Origin of the sequence: Enterobacter sp. 301B (assembly GCF_003850715.1) — a bacterium.
Taxonomy (GTDB): Bacteria; Pseudomonadota; Gammaproteobacteria; order Enterobacterales; family Enterobacteriaceae; genus Enterobacter; species Enterobacter intestinihominis.
The window spans coordinates 183,585-204,774 of record NZ_PQTC01000004.1 but is presented as its reverse complement, the minus strand read 5'-3'; the positions used below and the strand labels follow the sequence as shown (position 1 = coordinate 204,774).

Annotated in this window: 19 protein-coding genes; 15 read left to right on the top strand and 4 right to left on the bottom strand. The window is 55.6% G+C overall.

Annotated features, from left to right (window positions below):
* From thrB to C3451_RS06480, 3 genes are all read left to right on the top strand, one after another.
* Positions 1-930, top strand: coding sequence for a homoserine kinase (gene thrB, locus C3451_RS06490; RefSeq protein WP_023299286.1), 930 nt, complete (start codon positions 1-3; stop codon positions 928-930).
* Positions 931-933: 3 nt separating this feature from the next.
* A complete protein-coding gene (gene thrC, locus C3451_RS06485) occupies positions 934-2,220 on the top strand; it encodes a threonine synthase (RefSeq protein WP_003856490.1) in 1,287 nt (428 codons plus the stop codon).
* Between the two features lie 248 nt (positions 2,221-2,468).
* Positions 2,469-2,756 (top strand): DUF2502 domain-containing protein, encoded by a 288-nt coding sequence (locus C3451_RS06480; protein ID WP_045621239.1) that lies wholly within the window; start codon positions 2,469-2,471, stop codon positions 2,754-2,756.
* A gap of 31 nt (positions 2,757-2,787) precedes the next feature.
* On the opposite strand, the gene yaaA is transcribed toward C3451_RS06480, so the two are convergent.
* Together yaaA and C3451_RS06470 are read right to left on the bottom strand one after the other, a co-directional pair.
* Positions 2,788-3,561 carry a peroxide stress protein YaaA gene (yaaA, locus tag C3451_RS06475; protein ID WP_045621241.1) on the bottom strand — a complete coding sequence of 258 codons (774 nt, stop codon included), beginning with the start codon at positions 3,559-3,561 and terminating at the stop codon, positions 2,788-2,790.
* Between the two features lie 66 nt (positions 3,562-3,627).
* Positions 3,628-5,061 carry a sodium:alanine symporter family protein gene (locus C3451_RS06470; RefSeq protein WP_045621243.1) on the bottom strand — a complete coding sequence of 478 codons (1,434 nt, stop codon included), beginning with the start codon at positions 5,059-5,061 and terminating at the stop codon, positions 3,628-3,630.
* Positions 5,062-5,323: 262 nt separating this feature from the next.
* On the opposite strand from C3451_RS06470, the gene tal reads away from it, so the two are divergent.
* From tal to C3451_RS06455, 3 genes are all read left to right on the top strand, one after another.
* On the top strand, positions 5,324-6,277 hold the full coding sequence (gene tal, locus C3451_RS06465) for a transaldolase (RefSeq protein ID WP_063139110.1): 954 nt from the start codon (positions 5,324-5,326) through the stop codon (positions 6,275-6,277).
* Between the two features lie 110 nt (positions 6,278-6,387).
* Complete coding sequence (gene mog / locus C3451_RS06460) at positions 6,388-6,975, top strand: molybdopterin adenylyltransferase (protein ID WP_003856479.1); 588 nt, start codon at positions 6,388-6,390, stop codon at positions 6,973-6,975.
* Positions 6,976-7,097: 122 nt separating this feature from the next.
* The gene (locus C3451_RS06455) at positions 7,098-8,420 is read left to right on the top strand and encodes an MFS transporter (RefSeq protein WP_124304259.1); all 1,323 of its coding nucleotides are present in this window, start codon (positions 7,098-7,100) and stop codon (positions 8,418-8,420) included.
* On the opposite strand, the gene satP is transcribed toward C3451_RS06455, so the two are convergent.
* Positions 8,397-8,963 carry an acetate uptake transporter gene (gene satP, locus C3451_RS06450; RefSeq protein ID WP_022647004.1) on the bottom strand — a complete coding sequence of 189 codons (567 nt, stop codon included), beginning with the start codon at positions 8,961-8,963 and terminating at the stop codon, positions 8,397-8,399. The genes C3451_RS06455 and satP overlap by 24 nt on opposite strands.
* A gap of 296 nt (positions 8,964-9,259) precedes the next feature.
* On the opposite strand from satP, the gene dnaK reads away from it, so the two are divergent.
* The 4 genes from dnaK to nhaR all read left to right on the top strand — a co-directional run bounded on the left by dnaK (position 9,260) and on the right by nhaR (position 14,713).
* Complete coding sequence (gene dnaK / locus C3451_RS06445) at positions 9,260-11,173, top strand: molecular chaperone DnaK (RefSeq protein WP_006810169.1); 1,914 nt, start codon at positions 9,260-9,262, stop codon at positions 11,171-11,173.
* Positions 11,174-11,260: 87 nt separating this feature from the next.
* Positions 11,261-12,406 (top strand): molecular chaperone DnaJ, encoded by a 1,146-nt coding sequence (gene dnaJ / locus C3451_RS06440; protein WP_008502040.1) that lies wholly within the window; start codon positions 11,261-11,263, stop codon positions 12,404-12,406.
* Positions 12,407-12,579: 173 nt separating this feature from the next.
* Positions 12,580-13,755, top strand: coding sequence for a Na+/H+ antiporter NhaA (nhaA, locus tag C3451_RS06435; protein ID WP_045621246.1), 1,176 nt, complete (start codon positions 12,580-12,582; stop codon positions 13,753-13,755).
* Positions 13,756-13,813: 58 nt separating this feature from the next.
* A complete protein-coding gene (nhaR, locus tag C3451_RS06430) occupies positions 13,814-14,713 on the top strand; it encodes a transcriptional activator NhaR (protein ID WP_003856462.1) in 900 nt (299 codons plus the stop codon).
* Positions 14,714-14,771: 58 nt separating this feature from the next.
* Here the strand turns inward: nhaR and rpsT are convergent, their stop codons facing one another.
* Entirely contained in the window at positions 14,772-15,035 is a 264-nt protein-coding gene (rpsT, locus tag C3451_RS06425; protein WP_003856458.1) for a 30S ribosomal protein S20, read from the bottom strand.
* A gap of 326 nt (positions 15,036-15,361) precedes the next feature.
* On the opposite strand from rpsT, the gene ribF reads away from it, so the two are divergent.
* The 5 genes from ribF (at position 15,362) to ispH (ending at position 21,168) form a co-directional block, all read left to right on the top strand.
* Positions 15,362-16,288, top strand: coding sequence for a bifunctional riboflavin kinase/FAD synthetase (gene ribF / locus C3451_RS06415; RefSeq protein ID WP_045621247.1), 927 nt, complete (start codon positions 15,362-15,364; stop codon positions 16,286-16,288).
* A 45-nt stretch (positions 16,289-16,333) separates the two neighbouring features.
* Positions 16,334-19,150 carry an isoleucine--tRNA ligase gene (ileS, locus tag C3451_RS06410; protein WP_038415308.1) on the top strand — a complete coding sequence of 939 codons (2,817 nt, stop codon included), beginning with the start codon at positions 16,334-16,336 and terminating at the stop codon, positions 19,148-19,150.
* Complete coding sequence (gene lspA, locus C3451_RS06405) at positions 19,150-19,650, top strand: signal peptidase II (protein WP_022647008.1); 501 nt, start codon at positions 19,150-19,152, stop codon at positions 19,648-19,650. Before ileS ends, lspA begins: the two co-directional genes overlap by 1 nt.
* A 116-nt stretch (positions 19,651-19,766) precedes the next feature.
* Positions 19,767-20,216 carry an FKBP-type peptidyl-prolyl cis-trans isomerase gene (fkpB, locus tag C3451_RS06400; protein WP_022647009.1) on the top strand — a complete coding sequence of 150 codons (450 nt, stop codon included), beginning with the start codon at positions 19,767-19,769 and terminating at the stop codon, positions 20,214-20,216.
* 1 nt (position 20,217) lies between these two features.
* Positions 20,218-21,168, top strand: coding sequence for a 4-hydroxy-3-methylbut-2-enyl diphosphate reductase (gene ispH, locus C3451_RS06395; protein WP_045621249.1), 951 nt, complete (start codon positions 20,218-20,220; stop codon positions 21,166-21,168).
* The last annotated feature ends 22 nt before the right edge of the window (positions 21,169-21,190 follow it).

Sequence of the window (21,190 nt, the reverse complement as noted above, 5' to 3'; positions counted from 1 at the left end):
ATGGTTAAAGTATATGCCCCGGCTTCCAGCGCCAATATGAGCGTCGGATTTGACGTGCTGGGCGCGGCGGTTACGCCGGTGGATGGTTCGCTGCTGGGCGATACGGTAACGGTTGAGGCGGCAGAGCGCTTCAGCCTGAATAACGTCGGCCGTTTTGCCAGCAAGCTGCCGCCTGAACCGCGTGAGAATATCGTTTATCAGTGCTGGGAACGCTTCTGTCAGGAGATCGGTAAAAACGTGCCGGTCGCCATGACGCTGGAAAAGAGCATGCCGATTGGTTCGGGACTCGGCTCCAGCGCCTGCTCGGTGGTCGCCGCGCTGGTGGCGATGAATGAGCACTGCGGCAAGCCGCTGAACAACAGCCGCCTGCTGGCGCTGATGGGCGAGCTGGAAGGGCGCATCTCCGGCAGCATTCATTATGATAACGTGGCGCCGTGCTTCCTTGGCGGCATGCAGCTGATGATTGAAGAAAATGGCATCATCAGCCAGCAGGTGCCAGGGTTTGATGAGTGGCTGTGGGTGCTTGCCTATCCGGGCATTAAGGTTTCTACCGCCGAAGCGCGTGCGATCCTGCCGGCGCAGTATCGTCGTCAGGACTGTATCGCCCACGGGCGTCATCTGGCGGGCTTTATTCATGCCTGCTATACCCGACAGCCGCAGCTGGCGGCGAAACTGATGAAAGACGTTATTGCCGAGCCGTATCGCACGAAGCTGCTGCCGGGCTTTAACGAAGCGCGACAGGCATCCATGGATATCGGCGCACAGGCGTGCGGCATCTCCGGCTCCGGCCCAACGCTGTTCGCCTTATGCGACAAGCCAGACACCGCGCAGCGCGTGGCGGACTGGCTCTCTAAACACTACCTGCAAAATCAGGAAGGCTTTGTTCATATTTGCCGTCTGGACACGGCTGGCGCACGAGTATTGGGATAACGAATGAAACTCTACAACCTTAAAGATCATAACGAGCAGGTCAGCTTTGCGCAGGCGGTAACGCAGGGTTTGGGCAAAAATCAGGGGCTGTTCTTCCCCCACGACCTGCCGGAATTTCAACTGACTGAAATCGATGAACTGCTTAAGCAGGACTTTGTCACCCGCAGCACCAAAATTCTGTCTGCGTTTATTGGCGACGAAATCCCGCAGGAGCTGCTCGAAGAGCGCGTGCGCGCGGCGTTTGCTTTCCCGGCCCCGGTGAAGCAGGTGGAGCCTGATGTTGGCTGTCTGGAGCTGTTCCACGGCCCGACGCTGGCGTTCAAAGATTTCGGCGGTCGCTTTATGGCGCAGATGCTGACCCACATCAGCGGCGACAAACCGGTGACCATCCTGACCGCGACCTCAGGTGATACCGGTGCGGCGGTGGCTCATGCGTTCTACGGCCTGAAAAACGTCCGCGTGGTGATCCTCTATCCGAAAGGCAAAATCAGCCCGCTTCAGGAAAAACTGTTCTGCACTCTTGGGGGCAACATTGAAACCGTGGCGATCGACGGCGATTTCGATGCCTGCCAGGCGCTGGTGAAGCAGGCCTTTGATGACGAAGAGCTGAAGGCGGCGCTGGGGCTGAACTCTGCCAACTCCATCAACATCAGCCGTCTGCTGGCGCAGATCTGCTACTACTTCGAAGCGGTGGCCCAGCTGCCGCAGGACGCGCGCAATCAGCTGGTAGTTTCTGTGCCAAGCGGGAACTTCGGCGATCTGACGGCGGGCCTGCTGGCGAAATCACTCGGCCTGCCGGTGAAGCGCTTTATCGCCGCTACCAACGCCAACGACACCGTGCCGCGTTTCCTGAAGGACGGAAAATGGGCGCCGAACGCGACGCAGGCCACGCTCTCCAATGCGATGGATGTGTCACAGCCTAACAACTGGCCGCGTGTGGAAGAGCTGTTCCGCCGTAAGGTCTGGCGTCTGGGCGACCTGGGCTACGCAGCGGTGACGGACGAAACCACGAAAGCCACCATGCGCGAGCTGAAAGCGGTGGGCTATACCTCTGAGCCGCACGCGGCGATTGCCTATCGTGCCCTGCGCGATCAGCTTCAACCGGGTGAGTATGGCCTGTTCCTCGGTACCGCCCATCCGGCCAAGTTCAAAGAGAGCGTGGAAGCGATCCTGGGTGAAACGCTGCCGCTGCCAAAAGAGCTGGCCGAGCGCGCCGACCTGCCGTTGCTGTCCCATGAGCTGCCCGCAGACTTTGCCGCACTGCGTAAGCTGATGATGACCCGAGCGTGAGTTTATTGCCCGGTGGCGGCTACGCCTTACCGGGCCTGGAACATTTCAGAAAGTAGGCCGGGTAAGGCGAAGCCGCCACCCGGCTTTTTTATGGAGAAAATAAGGAGAAAAACAGCAGGAAAAAAGCAGAAATTCCCAATAAATGCGGTCACTTAGGGTTTAGGATTGCAGAGAATAACATCCACCGTTCCCATCACGTACTCTCCTTACATCGGCCCACGTTGGGCAAGAAGAATAAGGAGTCACCTATGTCTACACTGAAACCTGCACTTATCGCGCTTTCACTGATGCTGGTCGCTCCCATGGTGGTGCAGGCAGCTGAGATCACCCTCGTCCCTGCGGTAAAACTGCAAATTGGCGATCGGGATAATAACGGACACTACTGGGATGGCGGCCGCTGGCGCGACCATGACTGGTGGAAAGCGCACTATGACTGGCGCGATAACCACTGGCGTCCGCACGATGAACATCGCGATCGTCACGATCATCACCGTCATGACGATCATCGCCCGGGGCCGGACCGGAAGCACCATTAATACAAACCCCGCCAGCTGGCGGGGTTGTCTTTTATTGCTCGTGACGCTTAAACACCAGCTCGTTTTTTCCTGACGATGCCTCGTCGAAGAAATACCCTTCACTGTTAAAGCCAGTGAGCTGCTCTGGCTTCGTCAGGCGGTTTTGAATGATGAAACGGCTCATCAGACCGCGCGCTTTTTTGGCGTAGAAGCTGATCACTTTAAATTTGCCGTTTTTCTCGTCGAGGAACACCGGCTTGATAATGTCCGCATTCAGCTTTTTCGGCTTCACCGATTTGAAGTACTCATCGGAGGCCAGGTTGATCACCACGTTGTCCCCCTGGGCTTGTAGCACCGCGTTAAGCTTATCGGTAATGACATCGCCCCAGAACTGGTACAAATCTTTGCCTTTGGCGTTTTCCAGGCGGATACCCATCTCCAGACGATATGGCTGCATCAGATCCAGCGGGCGCAGCACCCCGTACAGGCCGGATAACATGCGCAGATGCTGCTGGGCAAAATCGAAATCGGCTTCGCTAAACGTTTCTGCTTGCAGGCCAGTGTAGACGTCACCTTTGAAGGCCAACAGCGCCTGGCGGGCGTTAGCGGGCGTGAAGTCAGGCTGCCACTCATGAAAACGGGTGGCGTTCAGGTCGGCGAGTTTATCACTGATGCTCATCAGCGAAGCGATTTGCGGAGCCGAAAGCTTACGCGCCTCGTGGATCAGCTGTTGCGAGTAGTCCAGCAATTCCGGCTGGGTATAACGCTCAGTGGCGAGCGGGCTCTGGTAGTCGAGCGTTTTGGCAGGTGAAATCAGAATCAGCATATCCAGTCCTTGCAGGAAATTTAGAGCGACTTTAACAAAAAATCGCCCTGAATTGATCGATAGCTGTTATTGCCGCGGCAAATCATCCCAGGTGCCAGGGGCAATTTGTGATTCGATTTCGGGATAGCGTGAGGCGTCAAAAACGGGCTGTACGCCGAGCTTGCGCTGACGCAGATAATCGCGCGCGATCAGCGCTACAACCGGTGAAAGAAGCAAAATTGCCGTCAAATTGGTGATGGCCATCAGCGCCATAATGACATCCGCCAGTTGCCAGATCATCGGCATGCTGAGCAGGCAACCGACAAATACCATCGCCAGCACACCCGCGCGAAGGATGTTGCGGGCCAGACGCGAGTCAACTTTCAGGAAAATAAGGTTGTTCTCGGCATAGATATAGTTCACCACAATAGAACTGAAGGCAAAAAGCCCCACGACAAGGGCGACAAGGCCTGCGCCCCAACCGCCGACGAGGGAGACCAGCGCCTGTTGTACCCAGTGAATGCCTGCTGTACTGCCGGATGGATGTTCAACGGCGCCGGACAGCAACATTATCATCGCACTGGCGGAGCAGATAACAATGGTGTCTGTGAAGACGCCAATCATCTGTACAATGCCCTGCGCGGCGGGATGCGGGGGCCAGGATGCGGCCGCTGCGGCGGCATTCGGCGTGGAGCCCATTCCCGCTTCGTTGGAGAACATGCCTCGCTGAAAACCCGCAGTGAGCGCCTGGCTAAGGGTGTAACCCAGCGCGCCGGAAGCCGCTTCGCGCCAGCCGAACGCGCTTTGGAAAATGGTGACGATGACGTTCGGCACTTCGTCGATATGTATCGCGCATACCAACAGGCTGGTTGACACCCACAGCAGCGCCATCAGCGGAACCAGCCACTGCATCAGGCGGGCAACCCCTCTCAGCCCGGTCACAATGGTCAGCAGGGTGAGAAGGGCAAGCGCGCCGCCCGTCAGCCACTCCGGACAATTAAAGGCAAAGCGCAGCGCGTGGGCGACGGAATTAGCCTGAACGGTATTGAAAATAAGACCATAGGCCATCAGTAAAAAGATTGAGAACAGGACGCCCATCCAGCGCATTCCCAGTCCGCGAGCCATATACCAGGCGGGGCCGCCGCGAAATTGACCGTTGCCGTCTTTTTCTTTGTAGAGCTGCGCAAGCGAGCATTCAGCAAAGGAGGTGGCCATACCGATAATCGCCGTCACCCACATCCAGAATACCGCGCCCGGACCGCCCGCGCCGATTGCCAGCGCGACACCGGCCAGGTTACCGCTGCCGACGCGCGCGGCCAGGCTGGTACAGAGCGCCTGAAATGAGGTCAGGCCGCCCGGCTGTGGTGTGACGCTGTTTTTCAGACTTCTGCCAAATTTGCGAATATAGCGAAACTGAATCAGTCCGCTGCGCCACGTAAACCAGATACCTGCCCCTGAAAGCAGGTATATCATGATTGAACCCCAGAGAACTTCGTTAATAAAGAAAAAGAAATCAGGCACTAACGTCCCTCTTGTTGATGCCAACGTGAATATGTAAGCGCTACCACTGATTGTGCATGCTGTTACTTAGCAGCCTGTTAATATTCTGAGTTTATCATACTCTGCCTAAGCGCACTGTCTGCGGTTGCGCTGCCTCTCACTCGTGTTATCATCAGGGCAGACCGGTTACATCCCCCTAACAAGTAAACCTGTCATTTTTCCGCTGCTGGCAGGCTGTCGGTAGTGTGAATTATCCAGGGAACGTTAAAAGAGAAACACTATCATGACGGATAAATTGACCTCCCTTCGTCAGTTCACCACTGTCGTCGCTGACACCGGAGATATTGCGGCAATGAAGCTGTACCAGCCGCAGGATGCTACAACCAACCCTTCTCTGATCCTTAACGCCGCGCAGATCCCTGAGTATCGCAAACTGATCGACGAGGCGGTGACCTGGGCAAAAGCACAGAGCAATGACCGCGCGCAGCAGGTTGTGGATGCGACTGACAAACTGGCAGTAAACATCGGTCTGGAAATCCTGAAGCTCGTTCCTGGCCGTATCTCTACTGAAGTTGATGCTCGCCTGTCCTACGACACCGAAGCGTCTATTGCCAAAGCAAAACGCCTGATCAAACTGTACAACTATGCGGGCATCAGCAACGACCGTATCCTGATCAAACTGGCCTCTACCTGGCAGGGCATTCGCGCCGCTGAACAGCTGGAAAAAGAAGGGATCAACTGTAACCTGACTCTGCTGTTCTCCTTCGCACAGGCGCGTGCATGTGCCGAAGCTGGCGTATACCTGATTTCTCCGTTTGTGGGCCGTATTCTGGACTGGTACAAAGCCAACACCGACAAGAAAGAGTATGCGGCGTCTGAAGATCCAGGCGTGATTTCCGTGACGGAAATCTACGAATACTACAAACAGCACGGCTATGAGACCGTTGTTATGGGCGCAAGCTTCCGTAACGTCGGTGAAATCATTGAGCTGGCTGGCTGTGACCGCCTGACCATCGCCCCTGCGCTGCTGAAAGAGCTGGCAGAAAGCGAAGGAGCTATCGAGCGTAAACTGTCCTACACCGGTGAAGTGAAAGCGCGCCCAGAGCGCATCACCGAGTCCGAGTTCCTGTGGCAGCACAACCAGGATCCAATGGCCGTAGATAAACTGGCGGACGGTATCCGTAAGTTTGCTATCGACCAGGAAAAACTGGAAAAAATGATCGGCGACCTGCTGTAATCATTCTGCGTGACCGGGTTCCCGGTCACGCCTCTTTCCCCCGCCTCTGTCTGAATTTTCTCTCTGCGTGTATCATTCCCTTTAATCAGTACTTTTTGAATGGAATGGATATGAATACCTTACGCATCGGCTTAGTGTCGATTTCTGACCGCGCCTCCAGCGGTGTTTATCAGGATAAAGGCATCCCTGCTCTGGAAGCGTGGCTGGGCAGCGCGCTCACTACCCCGTTTGAGATCCAGACTCGCCTGATCCCGGACGAGCAGCCGATCATCGAGCAGACCCTGTGTGAGCTGGTGGATGAGATGAGCTGCCACCTTGTGCTGACGACGGGCGGAACCGGCCCCGCGCGCCGCGATGTAACGCCGGACGCGACGCTGGCTATCGCCGATCGTGAAATGCCGGGCTTCGGTGAACAGATGCGCCAGATCAGTCTACACTTTGTCCCGACGGCCATTCTTTCCCGTCAGGTCGGGGTGATCCGCAAACAGGCGCTGATCCTGAACCTGCCGGGGCAGCCGAAGTCGATAAAAGAAACGCTGGAAGGAGTAAAAGCCGAAGACGGGAGCGTTATCGTCCACGGTATCTTTGCAAGTGTACCGTATTGTATACAACTGCTTGACGGTCCGTACGTGGAAACTGACGGCAACGTGGTAGCAGCATTTCGCCCTAAAAGCGCTCGCCGCGAAACAATCTCCTGAAAATGCTTTAAATGTGACATTAGCGCCAGCCGCAGTAGCGTGTAAATGGATTTACGATATAGTAATTTTTTCTTTACGATTGCTGTAAAAAATAATCCACAACACATGCACAATGGTTCGCTATGTCACATAACACCCGACCTCTGAATCGACAGGACTACAAAACCCTCACGCTCGCTGCTCTGGGCGGCGCGCTGGAGTTTTACGACTTCATCATCTTTGTCTTCTTCGCCGCCGTCGTGGGGGCGCTGTTTTTCCCGGCTGATATTCCTGAATGGCTGCGTCAGGTGCAAACCTTCGGCATTTTCGCTGCCGGGTATCTGGCGCGTCCGCTGGGCGGCATTGTTATGGCGCACTTTGGCGATTTGATTGGGCGCAAGAAGATGTTTACCCTCAGCATCCTGCTGATGGCCGTGCCGACGCTGGCGATTGGCCTTTTGCCTACCTATGAGTCGATGGGCATTATCGCCCCGTTATTGCTGCTGCTGATGCGTATTCTCCAGGGCGCGGCCATCGGCGGGGGAGTGCCGGGCGCGTGGGTGTTTGTCGCTGAGCACGTCCCGGTGCGCCGCATCGGCATTGCGTGCGGAACGCTGACCGCAGGACTGACGATCGGGATCCTGCTTGGCTCCGTGGTTGCAACCATCATCAATACCAGCATGACGCAACAGGCCGTTCACGACTGGGGCTGGCGTATCCCGTTCCTGCTGGGCGGGGCGTTTGGGCTGGTGGCAATGTACCTGCGACGTTGGTTGCAGGAGACGCCAATATTTCTGGAAATGCAGCAGCGGAAGGCGCTGGCGCAAGAATTGCCGGTAAAAACCGTAGTAGTGCGGCATAAAAAAGCGGTAGTCGTGTCGATGCTTCTGACCTGGCTGCTGTCTGCGGGTATCGTGGTGGTCATTTTGATGTCGCCGGTCTGGCTGCAAAAACAGTACGGTTTTGCGCCTGCTGTGACGTTACAGGCGAACAGTATCGCGACAATTATGCTCTGCTTTGGCTGTCTGGCCGCGGGACTGGCGGCGGATCGTTTCGGTGCCAGCGTGACCTTTATTGTCGGCAGCCTGCTGCTGGCCGCGTCGAGCTGGGCATTCTACCATCTTGCGGGCAGCCATCCTGAACAGTTGTTCCTGCTGTACGGCATCGTCGGGCTGTGCGTGGGCGTCGTTGGCGCCGTACCGTACGTAATGGTCCGCGCCTTCCCGCCGGAGGTACGCTTCACCGGCATCTCTTTCTCTTATAACGTCTCGTATGCCATTTTCGGTGGGCTGACCCCGATTGTGGTCACGGTGTTGATGGGGCTGTCACCCCTTGCACCTGCATGGTACGTGCTGGCGTTATCGCTGATGGGGCTGGTATTGGGGATGTGGCTTCGCCAGTCAGAGGGATGTCGTGCCCGCGACGCGGGCACGACAGAGGGATCAGTGTTTTTCACCAATCGGTAATACGGTGCGGCCGAACTGCTCGTTCAGCACTTCACCCATTGCCAGGTAGATAGCGCTTGCGCCGCACACCAGACCGACCCAGCCGGCAACGTGAACGATGCCTTCGTTATCCGCCAGGTGACCCGCGGCAAGCAGAGCGAACAGCACGGTCAGGCTCAGGAAGACGAATTGCAGCGCGCGGTTCGCCTTCAGGGTGCCGAAGAACATGAACAGGGTGAACACGCCCCACAGTCCCAGGTACACGCCCAGGAAATGGGCGTTTGAAGCATCTGCCAGGCCCATTTTAGGCATCAGCAGAATGGCGACCAGCGTCAGCCAGAACGAACCGTAAGAGGTAAAGGCGGTTAAGCCGAAGGTATTGCCTTTCTTATATTCCAGCAGGCCCGCGAAAATTTGCGCGATACCGCCGTAAAAAATGCCCATCGCCAGGATTACGCCGTCCATCGGGAACATCCCGATGTTGTGCAGGTTCAGCAGAATGGTGGTCATGCCAAAACCCATCAGGCCCAGCGGAGCCGGATTAGCCAACTTAGTGTTGCCCATAAGTCCTCAAAAAAATCATCATTAATATGGTGAAATGGTTAAACCCGCGCCAGTTCTCCCTGACGGGGCGCGGCATCATAATGGGCGGCATCGGCGCCGTCTATGATCTCATCGGGGTGAAATTAAAAAATTTTTTATCCTTCCCCCTTGATGGATGCCGTTGTGACCCCATCTTGTAAGCAACCGCAGTGTGTGGACCTGAAAAAAATCAAATCTGGGCAGTTGAAAAAGCACGTTCTGCCCTTATTACAGGTACACAACCACATGTTGACTGAATTTTTAGTGGAGACGTTTAGATGGGTAAAATTATTGGTATCGACCTGGGTACTACCAACTCTTGTGTAGCGATTATGGATGGCACTACTGCACGTGTGCTGGAGAACGCCGAGGGCGATCGCACCACGCCTTCTATCATTGCTTATACCCAGGATGGTGAAACTCTGGTTGGTCAGCCGGCTAAACGTCAGGCAGTGACAAACCCGCAAAACACCCTGTTTGCGATCAAACGCCTGATTGGCCGCCGCTTCCAGGACGAAGAAGTTCAGCGTGACGTTTCCATCATGCCTTACAAAATCATCGCAGCCGATAACGGCGATGCATGGCTTGATGTGAAAGGCACCAAAACTGCACCTCCGCAGATCTCTGCTGAAGTGCTGAAGAAAATGAAGAAAACCGCGGAAGATTACCTGGGTGAACCGGTAACTGAAGCTGTTATCACCGTACCTGCTTACTTCAACGATGCTCAGCGTCAGGCAACCAAAGATGCTGGCCGTATCGCAGGTCTGGAAGTAAAACGTATCATCAACGAACCAACCGCAGCTGCGCTGGCTTACGGTCTGGATAAAGAAGTTGGCAACCGTACTATCGCGGTTTACGACCTGGGTGGTGGTACCTTCGATATCTCTATTATCGAAATCGACGACGTTGACGGCGAAAAAACCTTCGAAGTTCTGGCAACCAATGGTGATACCCACCTGGGTGGTGAAGACTTCGATACCCGTCTGATCAACTACCTCGTTGACGAGTTTAAGAAAGATCAGGGCATTGACCTGCGTAACGACCCGCTGGCCATGCAGCGCCTGAAAGAAGCCGCTGAGAAAGCGAAGATCGAGCTGTCTTCCGCTCAGCAGACCGACGTGAACCTGCCGTACATCACCGCAGACGCGACCGGTCCAAAACACATGAACATCAAAGTGACCCGTGCGAAACTGGAAAGCCTGGTAGAAGACCTGGTGAACCGTTCTATCGAGCCACTGAAAGTTGCATTGCAGGACGCTGGCCTGTCCGTGTCTGATATTCAGGACGTTATCCTGGTAGGTGGTCAGACTCGTATGCCAATGGTTCAGAAGAAAGTTGCTGAATTCTTTGGTAAAGAGCCACGTAAAGACGTGAACCCGGACGAAGCGGTTGCTATCGGTGCTGCGGTTCAGGGTGGTGTTCTGACGGGTGAAGTGAAAGACGTACTGCTGCTGGACGTTACTCCGCTGTCACTGGGTATCGAAACCATGGGTGGCGTGATGACTCCGCTCATCAACAAAAACACTACTATCCCGACGAAACACAGCCAGGTGTTCTCTACCGCTGAAGATAACCAGTCTGCGGTAACCATCCATGTGATTCAGGGTGAGCGTAAGCGTGCGGCGGATAACAAATCTCTGGGTCAGTTCAACCTGGACGGTATTAACCCGGCACCACGCGGCATGCCACAGATCGAAGTCACCTTCGACATCGATGCTGACGGTATCCTGCACGTGTCTGCGAAAGACAAAAACAGCGGTAAAGAGCAGAAGATCACCATCAAGGCATCTTCTGGCTTGAACGAAGCGGAAATCGAAAAAATGGTTCGTGATGCCGAAGCTAACGCGGAATCCGACCGTAAGTTCGAAGAGCTGGTTCAGACCCGTAACCAGGGTGACCATCTGCTGCACAGCACCCGTAAGCAGGTTGAAGAAGCGGGCGATAAACTGCCAGCGGAAGACAAAACTGCGATCGAAACTGCACTGAGCGCGCTGGAAACGTCTCTGAAAGGCGAAGACAAAGCGGACATTGAAGCGAAGATGCAGGAGCTGGCACAGGTTTCTCAGAAGCTGATGGAAATCGCTCAGCAGCAGCACGCACAGCAGCAGGCGGGCGCTGATGCTTCCCAGAACAACGCGAAAGACGACGATGTTGTCGACGCTGAGTTCGAAGAAGTGAAAGATAAAAAATAATCGCCCTGATGCAGGGTAATTAATCGGCACGGGCGTAGGAGTATTCTCCACGCCCGTGCTCGCATGTTAAGGGGCTTAAAAAAACCAATGGCAAAGCAAGACTATTACGAGATTTTAGGCGTTCCGAAAACTGCGGAAGAGCGTGAAATCAAAAAGGCATATAAGCGCCTGGCCATGAAATTCCACCCTGACCGTAATCAGGGTGACAAAGAGGCTGAAGCAAAATTTAAAGAGATTAAAGAAGCCTACGAAGTCCTGACCGATGCACAAAAACGTGCGGCTTATGACCAGTATGGTCACGCGGCCTTTGAACAGGGCGGCATGGGCGGCGGTGGATTTGGTGGCGGCGGCTTCGGCGGCGGCGCTGATTTCAGCGACATCTTTGGCGATGTATTTGGCGATATCTTCGGCGGCGGTCGTGGTCGTCAGCGCGCGGCGCGCGGCGCAGATCTGCGCTATAACATGGACCTGACACTGGAAGAAGCGGTTCGTGGCGTAACCAAAGAGATCCGTATCCCGACGCTGGAAGAGTGTGACGTTTGCCACGGCAGCGGCGCGAAAGCGGGGACTCAGCCACAGACCTGTCCAACCTGTCACGGTTCCGGTCAGGTGCAGATGCGCCAGGGCTTCTTCGCGGTGCAGCAGGCCTGTCCGCATTGTCATGGTCGCGGTACGCTGATTAAAGATCCGTGCACCAAATGCCACGGTCACGGTCGCGTGGAGAAAACCAAAACGCTGTCCGTTAAGATCCCGGCAGGCGTAGATACGGGCGACCGCATCCGTCTGGCAGGTGAGGGGGAAGCTGGCGAGCACGGCGCACCGGCAGGGGATCTGTACGTTCAGGTTCAGGTTAAACAGCACGCCATCTTCGAGCGTGAAGGTAACAACCTGTACTGTGAAGTGCCGATCAACTTTGCGATGGCGGCGCTGGGCGGCGAAATCGAAGTGCCGACGCTGGACGGTCGCGTTAACCTGAAAATCCCTGGCGAAACCCAGACCGGGAAGCTGTTCCGCATGCGCGGCAAAGGCGTTAAATCCGTTCGCGGTGGCGCGCAGGGTGACCTGTTATGCCGCGTGGTCGTTGAAACGCCGGTCGGCCTGAACGACAAGCAGAAACAGCTGCTGAAAGAGCTTCAGGAGAGTTTTGGTGGCCCGACGGGTGAGAAAAACAGCCCGCGCTCCAAAAGCTTCTTCGATGGCGTCAAAAAATTCTTCGACGATTTAACCCGCTAACCTGCCAGCTGGTTACTATCCTTTAAAGCCCGGAAGCGATTCCGGGCTTTTTGCTTTATAGCGTTATTCCTCGGTTAAACTGAATCTATAACCAATATTAATCTGTTTTTACCGATCTGTTTGCGCTGATATTATGGTTTTACCGAGGTATTGTTGTAAAAGAGAGTTTAAACGTGAAATTACTACACCGTTTCTTTAGCAGTGAGGCATCCGGCGGCGTCATCCTGATTATTGCTGCTGCAGCCGCCATGCTGCTCGCCAATATGGGCATGACGCGCGATCTCTATCACGCATTTCTGGAAACCCCCGTCGAGCTGAAGGTCGGGGCGCTGGAAATTAACAAGAACATGCTGCTGTGGATCAACGATGCGCTGATGGCGGTGTTCTTCCTGCTGGTAGGCCTGGAGGTCAAACGTGAGCTGGTGATCGGTTCTCTTGCCAGCCGTCAGCGCGCGGCGTTTCCGGTGATCGCGGCGATTGGCGGGATGATCGTTCCCGCGTTGCTCTTTCTCGCGTTTGCGTGGCAGGATCCGATTGCGCGTGACGGCTGGGCGATCCCGGCCGCAACGGATATCGCGTTTGCGCTCGGGGTCTTAGCCTTGCTCGGTAGCCGCGTCCCGGTAGCACTGAAAATTTTCCTGATGGCGCTGGCGATTATCGATGACCTGGGCGCTATCGTGATTATCGCGCTGTTCTACACCAGCGATCTGTCGGTTCTGTCGCTGAGCGTGGCGGCCGTGGCTATTGCGGTGCTGGCGTTGCTGAACGTCTTCAACGTCCGACGCACGGGTATTTATATTCTGGTGGGGATGGTGCTGTGGACGGCGGTGCTGAAGTCTGGCGTGCATGCCACGCTGGCGGGCGTCATCGTTGGCTTCTTTATTCCGCTGAAGGAGCAGGACGGCAAATCGCCTGCCAGACAGCTGGAGCATGTGCTTCATCCGTGGGTGGGCTTTATGATCCTGCCGCTGTTTGCATTTGCCAACGCGGGTGTTTCCCTGGCCGGTGTTACCCTGGACGGACTCACCTCTGTGCTGCCGCTGGGTATCATCGCTGGTTTGTTTATCGGTAAGCCGCTGGGTATCAGCCTGTTCTGCTGGCTGGCGCTGAAGCTGAAGCTGGCGTCATTGCCAAACGGAACCACCTTTAGTCAGATTATGGCCATCGGCGTGCTGTGCGGTATTGGATTCACCATGTCGATCTTTATCTCGACGCTGGCGTTTGGTGCCAGCGCGCCTGAGCTTATCGTCTGGGCGAAACTCGGCATTCTTATCGGGTCGTTACTGGCCGCGGTTATTGGTTATACCTTGTTGAAGGTGAAGTTGTCCGGACAGGCTGTCCAGGCATAACAGGAAACCGGGAGAAGGGAAGCCTTCTCCCGATAAACTATCAGGGAGTGAAAACGTGATGTCTCATTTGAACTATAACCATCTCTATTACTTCTGGCATGTCTACAAGCAGGGCTCGGTCGTGGGAGCGGCAGAGGCGCTCTATCTGACACCACAAACTATTACCGGGCAAATCAAAGCCCTGGAAGAGCGCTTACAGGGCAAGCTTTTTAAGCGGAAAGGACGTGGCATTGAGCCGAGCGAGCTGGGCGAACTGGTGTTCCGCTATGCGGACAAGATGTTCACCCTGAGCCAGGAGATGCTGGATATCGTTAACTATCGCAAAGAGTCGAACCTGCTCTTTGACGTGGGCGTGGCGGATGCGTTGTCCAAACGGCTGGTAAGCGGTGTGCTGGATGCGGCGGTGGTGGAAGATGAACAGATTCATTTACGCTGCTTTGAGTCCACTCACGAGATGCTGCTGGAACAGCTGAGCCAGCATAAGCTGGATATGATCATTTCGGATTGCCCAATCGACTCCACGCAGCAGGAAGGCTTGTTCTCGGTGAAAATTGGCGAATGCGGCGTCAGTTTCTGGTGCATTAATCCGCCGCCGGAAAAACCGTTTCCTGCTTGCCTGGAAGAGCGCCGCCTGCTGGTGCCGGGTAGGCGGTCTATGCTCGGACGTAAGCTGCTGAACTGGTTTAACTCGCAGGGGCTGAACGTGGAGATCCTCGGTGAGTTCGACGATGCGGCTTTGATGAAGGCTTTTGGCGAGGCGCACAACGCTATCTTCGTTGCCCCGACGCTGTACGCGCACGATCTCTATTCAGACGACAAGATTACCGAGATTGGCAGGGTGGATAACGTGATGGAAGAGTATCACGCCATATTCGCCGAAAGGATGATTCAGCACCCGGCGGTGCAGCGAATCTGCAACCGCGACTACTCGGCGCTGTTTACGCCGCCGGCAATCTGAAGACATAAAAAAACCCGCGTTAAGCGGGTTCTTTCAAACAAGCAACAACAAGTAGCGATTAAGCCAGTTTGTTGATCTGCGCGGTCAGGTTTGCTTTATGACGCGCTGCTTTGTTTTTGTGGATCAGACCTTTAGCAGCCTGACGATCCACGATTGGTTGCATTTCGTTAAATGCGTTCTGCGCTGCAGCTTTGTCGCCTGCTTCGATTGCTGCGTATACTTTCTTGATGAAAGTACGCATCATAGAGCGACGGCTTGCGTTGTGCTTACGAGCCTTTTCAGACTGAACGGCACGTTTCTTAGCTGATTTGATATTAGCCAAGTCCAACTCCCAAATATGTTCTATGTGGACAATTCAAAGGCCGAGGAATATGCCCTCTTTGCCTTCTTTTGTCAATGGATTTGTGCAAATAAGCGCCGTTAATGAGCGACGCTACGTTACGTAGTGATGGCGCAGGATTCTACCAGCTTGTCTTTCGTGAATACAGCCTTTCGGCATAAAAATCGCAGTTCTCGGGCAGATTTTTTTGCTGTGAAAGGTCAGCCTGATGAAATCATACGGCTTTCTGTTTCGCGTGAACAATCGCCGGTTAACCTTAACCGCCGTACAAGGTATACTTTGGCGATTTTCACTGTTTTGAGCCAGTCATGAAGCTGATACGCGGCATACATAATCTCAGTCAAGCCCCGCACGGGTGCGTGCTGACCATTGGTAATTTTGACGGCGTGCATCGTGGGCATCAGGCGCTGTTGCAGGGATTGCGTAAAGAAGGGGAGGCGCGTGGCCTGCCCGTTGTGGTGATGATTTTCGAACCGCAGCCGCTGGAGCTGTTTGCCGGCGAGAAATCCCCCGCGCGGCTGACGCGTCTGCGTGAGAAGTTACGCTACCTGGCGGAGTCCGGCGTGGACTACGTCCTGTGCGTACGCTTCGACCGTCGGTTTGCCGCGCTGACCGCACAAAACTTTGTCAGCGATCTGTTGGTCAGGCAGCTTGGCGTGCAGTTTCTCGCCGTGGGCGATGATTTCCGCTTTGGCGCTGGTCGTCAGGGCGATTTCTTGTTATTACAGAAGGCTGGCCTGGAGTACGGGTTTGACGTCACCAGTACGATGACCTTCTGTGAGGGCGGGGTGCGCGTCAGCAGCACGGCGGTACGTCAGGCGCTGGCGAACGATGAACTTGACACGGCAGAAACGCTGCTGGGTCATCAGTTCACAATTTCAGGTCGTGTGGTCCATGGCGATGCGCTGGGCCGCACGATAGGTTTTCCGACGGCGAATATACCGCTGCGTCGTCAGGTCTCCCCGGTTAAAGGGGTCTATGCGGTGGAAGTGGCAGGACTGGGTGAGAAGCCTTTTTACGGTGTTGCCAACATTGGTACACGTCCAACGGTTTCCGGTGTGCGTCAACAGTTAGAAGTACACCTGCTGGACGTTGTAATGGACCTCTACGGTCGCCATATAGATGTGATACTGCGTAAAAAAATACGCAATGAACAGCGATTCGCTTCGCTGGATGAACTTAAGGCGCAAATCGCGCGAGATGAATTAACGGCCCGCGAGTTTTTTGGGCTTTAGAACCGGCTTAACTGCCTACGTGATAAATACGGAACCGAGAATCTGATGAGTGACTATAAATCAACCCTGAATTTGCCGGAAACAGGGTTCCCGATGCGCGGCGATCTCGCCAAGCGCGAACCGGGAATGCTGGCGCGTTGGACTGATGATGACCTGTACGGCATCATTCGTGCAGCCAAAAAAGGCAAAAAAACCTTCATTCTGCATGATGGCCCTCCCTATGCGAATGGCAGCATTCATATTGGTCACTCTGTAAACAAGATTCTGAAAGACATTATCGTGAAGTCCAAAGGACTCGCGGGATATGACTCGCCTTATGTTCCGGGCTGGGACTGCCATGGTCTGCCAATCGAGCTGAAAGTGGAGCAAGAGTACGGTAAGCCAGGTGAGAAGTTCACCGCCGCAGAGTTCCGCGCGAAATGCCGCGAATACGCTGCCACCCAGGTTGACGGTCAGCGCGCTGACTTCATCCGTCTGGGCGTGCTGGGCGACTGGTCGCACCCGTACCTGACCATGGACTTCAAAACCGAAGCCAACATTATCCGTGCGCTGGGTAAAATCATCGGCAACGGTCACCTGCATAAAGGCGCTAAGCCGGTGCACTGGTGCGTGGACTGCCGTTCTGCGCTGGCAGAAGCGGAAGTAGAGTATTACGACAAAACCTCGCCTTCTATCGACGTGGCGTTCGAAGCGGTCGATCAGGATGCGATCAAAGCTAAATTTGGCCTGCCAGGCGTAAGCGGTCCAGTCTCGCTGGTTATCTGGACCACCACCCCGTGGACGTTACCAGCCAACCGTGCCATTTCCCTGTCCGGTGAGTTTGAGTACGCGCTGGTACAAATTGATGGTCGCGCGGTTATCCTGGCAAAAGATCTGGTTGAAAGCGTGCTTAAACGCGCGAACATCACTGATTACAGCGTGCTGGGTACCGTAAAAGGCGACGCGCTGGAGCTGATGCGCTTCAAACACCCGTTCCTGGACTTCGACGTTCCGGCGATCCTGGGCGACCACGTCACGCTGGACGCGGGTACCGGTGCGGTGCATACCGCCGGCGGCCACGGTCCTGACGACTACAACATCAGCCTGAAATACGGTCTGGAAATCGCCAACCCGGTCGGTCCGGATGGCTCTTACCTGCCTGGCACCTACCCGGCGCTGGACGGTATCAACGTCTTTAAAGCCAACGACATCATCGTTGACATGCTTCGCACCAGCGGCGCGCTGCTGCACGTTGAGAAAATGCAGCACAGCTATCCGTGCTGCTGGCGCCATAAGACCCCGATTATCTTCCGTGCGACCCCGCAGTGGTTCGTCAGCATGGACCAGAAAGGCCTGCGCGAGCAGTCTCTGAAAGAGATCAAAGGCGTGCAGTGGATCCCGGACTGGGGCCAGGCGCGTATCGAATCCATGGTGGCTAACCGTCCTGACTGGTGTATCTCCCGTCAGCGCACCTGGGGCGTGCCGATGTCGCTGTTCGTGCATAAAGAGACGCAGGAACTGCACCCGAACACCCTGGAACTGATGGAAGAGGTGGCGAAGCGCGTTGAAGTTGACGGCATTCAGGCGTGGTGGGATCTCGATTCCCGTGACATCCTGGGCGCTGACGCGGACAACTACGAGAAAGTGCCGGATACCCTGGACGTGTGGTTCGACTCCGGGTCTACCCACTCCTCCGTGGTTGACGTGCGCCCTGAGTTCGCCGGTCACGCTGCCGACATGTATCTGGAAGGCTCCGACCAACACCGCGGCTGGTTCATGTCATCCCTGATGATCTCCACCGCCATGAAGGGCAAAGCACCTTACCGCCAGGTACTGACCCACGGCTTCACCGTGGATGGTCAGGGCCGTAAGATGTCCAAATCCATCGGTAACACCGTTTCTCCGCAGGACGTGATGAACAAGCTGGGCGCGGATATTCTACGCCTGTGGGTGGCATCCACCGACTACACGGGCGAAATGGCGGTGTCTGACGAGATCCTGAAACGTGCTGCTGACAGCTATCGTCGTATCCGTAACACCGCGCGCTTCCTGCTGGCGAACCTGAACGGGTTTGATCCGGTAAAAGACATGGTGAAGCCGGAAGAGATGGTGGTGCTCGATCGCTGGGCGGTAGGCTGCGCGAAAGCGGCACAGGAAGATATTCTGAAAGCCTATGAGTCTTACGACTTCCACGAAGTGGTGCAGCGCCTGATGCGCTTCTGCTCCATTGAGATGGGGTCGTTTTATCTCGACATCATCAAAGACCGCCAGTACACCGCGAAAGCGGACAGCGTGGCGCGTCGTAGCTGCCAGACCGCGCTGTTCCACATCGCAGAGGCGCTGGTACGCTGGATGGCGCCGATCATGTCCTTCACCGCAGATGAAATCTGGGGTTACCTGCCGGGCGACCGTGAGAAGTATGTCTTCACCGGCGAGTGGTACGAAGGTCTGTTCGACCTCTCCAGCACTGAAGCAATGAACGACGCCTACTGGGACGAGCTGCTGAAAGTGCGTGGCGAAGTGAACAAGGTAATCGAGCAGGCGCGCGCTGACAAGAAAGTCGGTGGCTCTCTGGAAGCGACGGTGACCCTGTACGCAGAGCCTGAGCTGGCCGCGAAGCTGACCGCGCTGGGCGATGAATTACGATTTGTCCTGTTGACCTCCGGTGCGAAAGTTGCGGATTATGCCGAGGCATCTGCTGATGCTCAGCAGAGCGAACTGCTCAAAGGACTGAAGGTCGCACTGAGCAAAGCCGATGGTGAAAAATGCCCGCGTTGCTGGCATTACACTACCGATGTCGGCCAGGTGGCGGAACACGCAGACATCTGCGGACGCTGTGTAAGCAACGTCGCCGGCGACGGCGAAAAACGTAAGTTTGCCTGATGAGTAAAACTCTCTGTTCAACAGGACTGCGCTGGCTGTGGCTGGTGGTAGTGGTGCTGATTATTGATTTGGGCAGCAAGTTCCTGATCCTCCAGAATTTCGCTCTGGGGGATACGGTCCCGCTGTTCCCGTCGCTTAACCTGCACTACGCCCGCAACTACGGCGCGGCGTTTAGTTTCCTTGCCGACAGCGGTGGCTGGCAGCGTTGGTTCTTCGCAGGTATCGCAATGGGTATCTGCGTCGTGCTCGCGGTGCTGATGTACCGCTCGAAGGCCACGCAAAAGCTGAATAACATCGCCTACGCGCTGATCATTGGTGGCGCACTGGGTAACCTGTTTGACCGCCTGTGGCACGGCTTTGTAGTCGATATGATCGACTTCTACGTCGGCAACTGGCACTTTGCGACCTTTAACCTCGCCGATAGCGCAATATGCGTTGGTGCAGCGTTAATCGTGCTGGAAGGCTTCTTGCCTAAACCGGCCGCGAAAGAGCAGGCGTAACAAAACCAGCCGGGTGACGCGTAGCGATCCCGGCCTACAGAATTTGTGGCCCCCGTAGGCCCGGTAAGCGTAGCGCCACCGGGCAACAGGTGACCCAAAACAAGCGAGCAATTTGCATGTCTAAATCCGTACAGAGCAACAGCGCGGTTCTCGTTCATTTCACGCTGAAGCTGGATGACGGCTCCACGGCCGAATCCACCCGCAACAATGGCAAACCGGCGCTGTTTCGTCTGGGCGACACCTCCCTGTCTGAAGGCCTCGAACAACAGCTTCTCGGGCTGAAAGAGGGTGAGAAAAAAGCGTTCTCACTGGAGCCGGATGCGGCATTCGGTGTGCCAAGCCCGGATCTGATTCAGTACTTCTCGCGCCGTGAGTTTATGGATGCGGGTGAACCGGAGATCGGGGCGATTATGCTCTTTACCGCTATGGACGGCAGTGAAATGCCTGGCGTGATCCGCGAAATCAACGGGGATTCCATCACCGTTGACTTCAACCATCCGCTTGCCGGGCGTACCGTTCATTTTGATGTAGAAGTGCTGGAGATCGATCCGGCGCTGGAGGACTGAAATGCAGATCCTGTTGGCTAACCCGCGCGGTTTTTGCGCCGGTGTAGACCGCGCTATCAGCATTGTTGAAAATGCGCTGGAGATTTACGGCGCGCCGATTTACGTGCGTCACGAAGTGGTGCACAACCGCTACGTGGTCGACAGCCTGCGCGAGCGCGGTGCGATTTTTATCGAGCAGATCAGCGAAGTGCCGGACGGCGCAATCCTCATCTTCTCAGCGCACGGCGTATCCCAGGCCGTACGTAACGAAGCCAAAAGCCGCGATCTGACCGTATTCGATGCCACCTGTCCGTTAGTGACCAAGGTGCATATGGAAGTGGCGCGTGCAAGCCGTCGTGGTGAAGAGTCGATTCTGATTGGCCATGCCGGTCACCCGGAAGTTGAAGGCACCATGGGTCAGTACAGCAACCCGGAAGGGGGTATGTATCTGGTTGAGTCGCCGGAAGACGTTTTTACGCTGAATGTGAAAAACGAAGCGCGTCTGTCGTTTATGACCCAGACGACGCTTTCCGTGGACGACACCTCAGACGTGATTGACGCCCTGCGCCAGCGCTTCCCAAAAATCGTCGGGCCGCGCAAAGATGATATCTGCTACGCAACCACCAACCGTCAGGAAGCCGTGCGCGCGCTGGCTGAACAGGCGGACGTGGTGCTGGTGGTCGGTTCAAAAAACTCCTCTAACTCTAACCGTCTGGCCGAACTGGCGCAGCGTATGGGGAAAGCGGCGTTTCTGATCGACGACGCAACGGACATTCAGGAAGCGTGGGTGAAAAACGCGGACTGCGTCGGTGTTACCGCAGGTGCTTCAGCGCCGGATATTCTGGTGCAAAACGTCATTGCCCGCCTGCAAGAGCTGGGTGGTGGCGAAGCGGTGCCGCTGGAAGGCCGTGAAGAGAACATTGTCTTTGAAGTGCCGAAAGAGCTGCGAATCGACGCCCGCGAAGTGGAATAATTTCTTTTCTGATGAAAGGCCA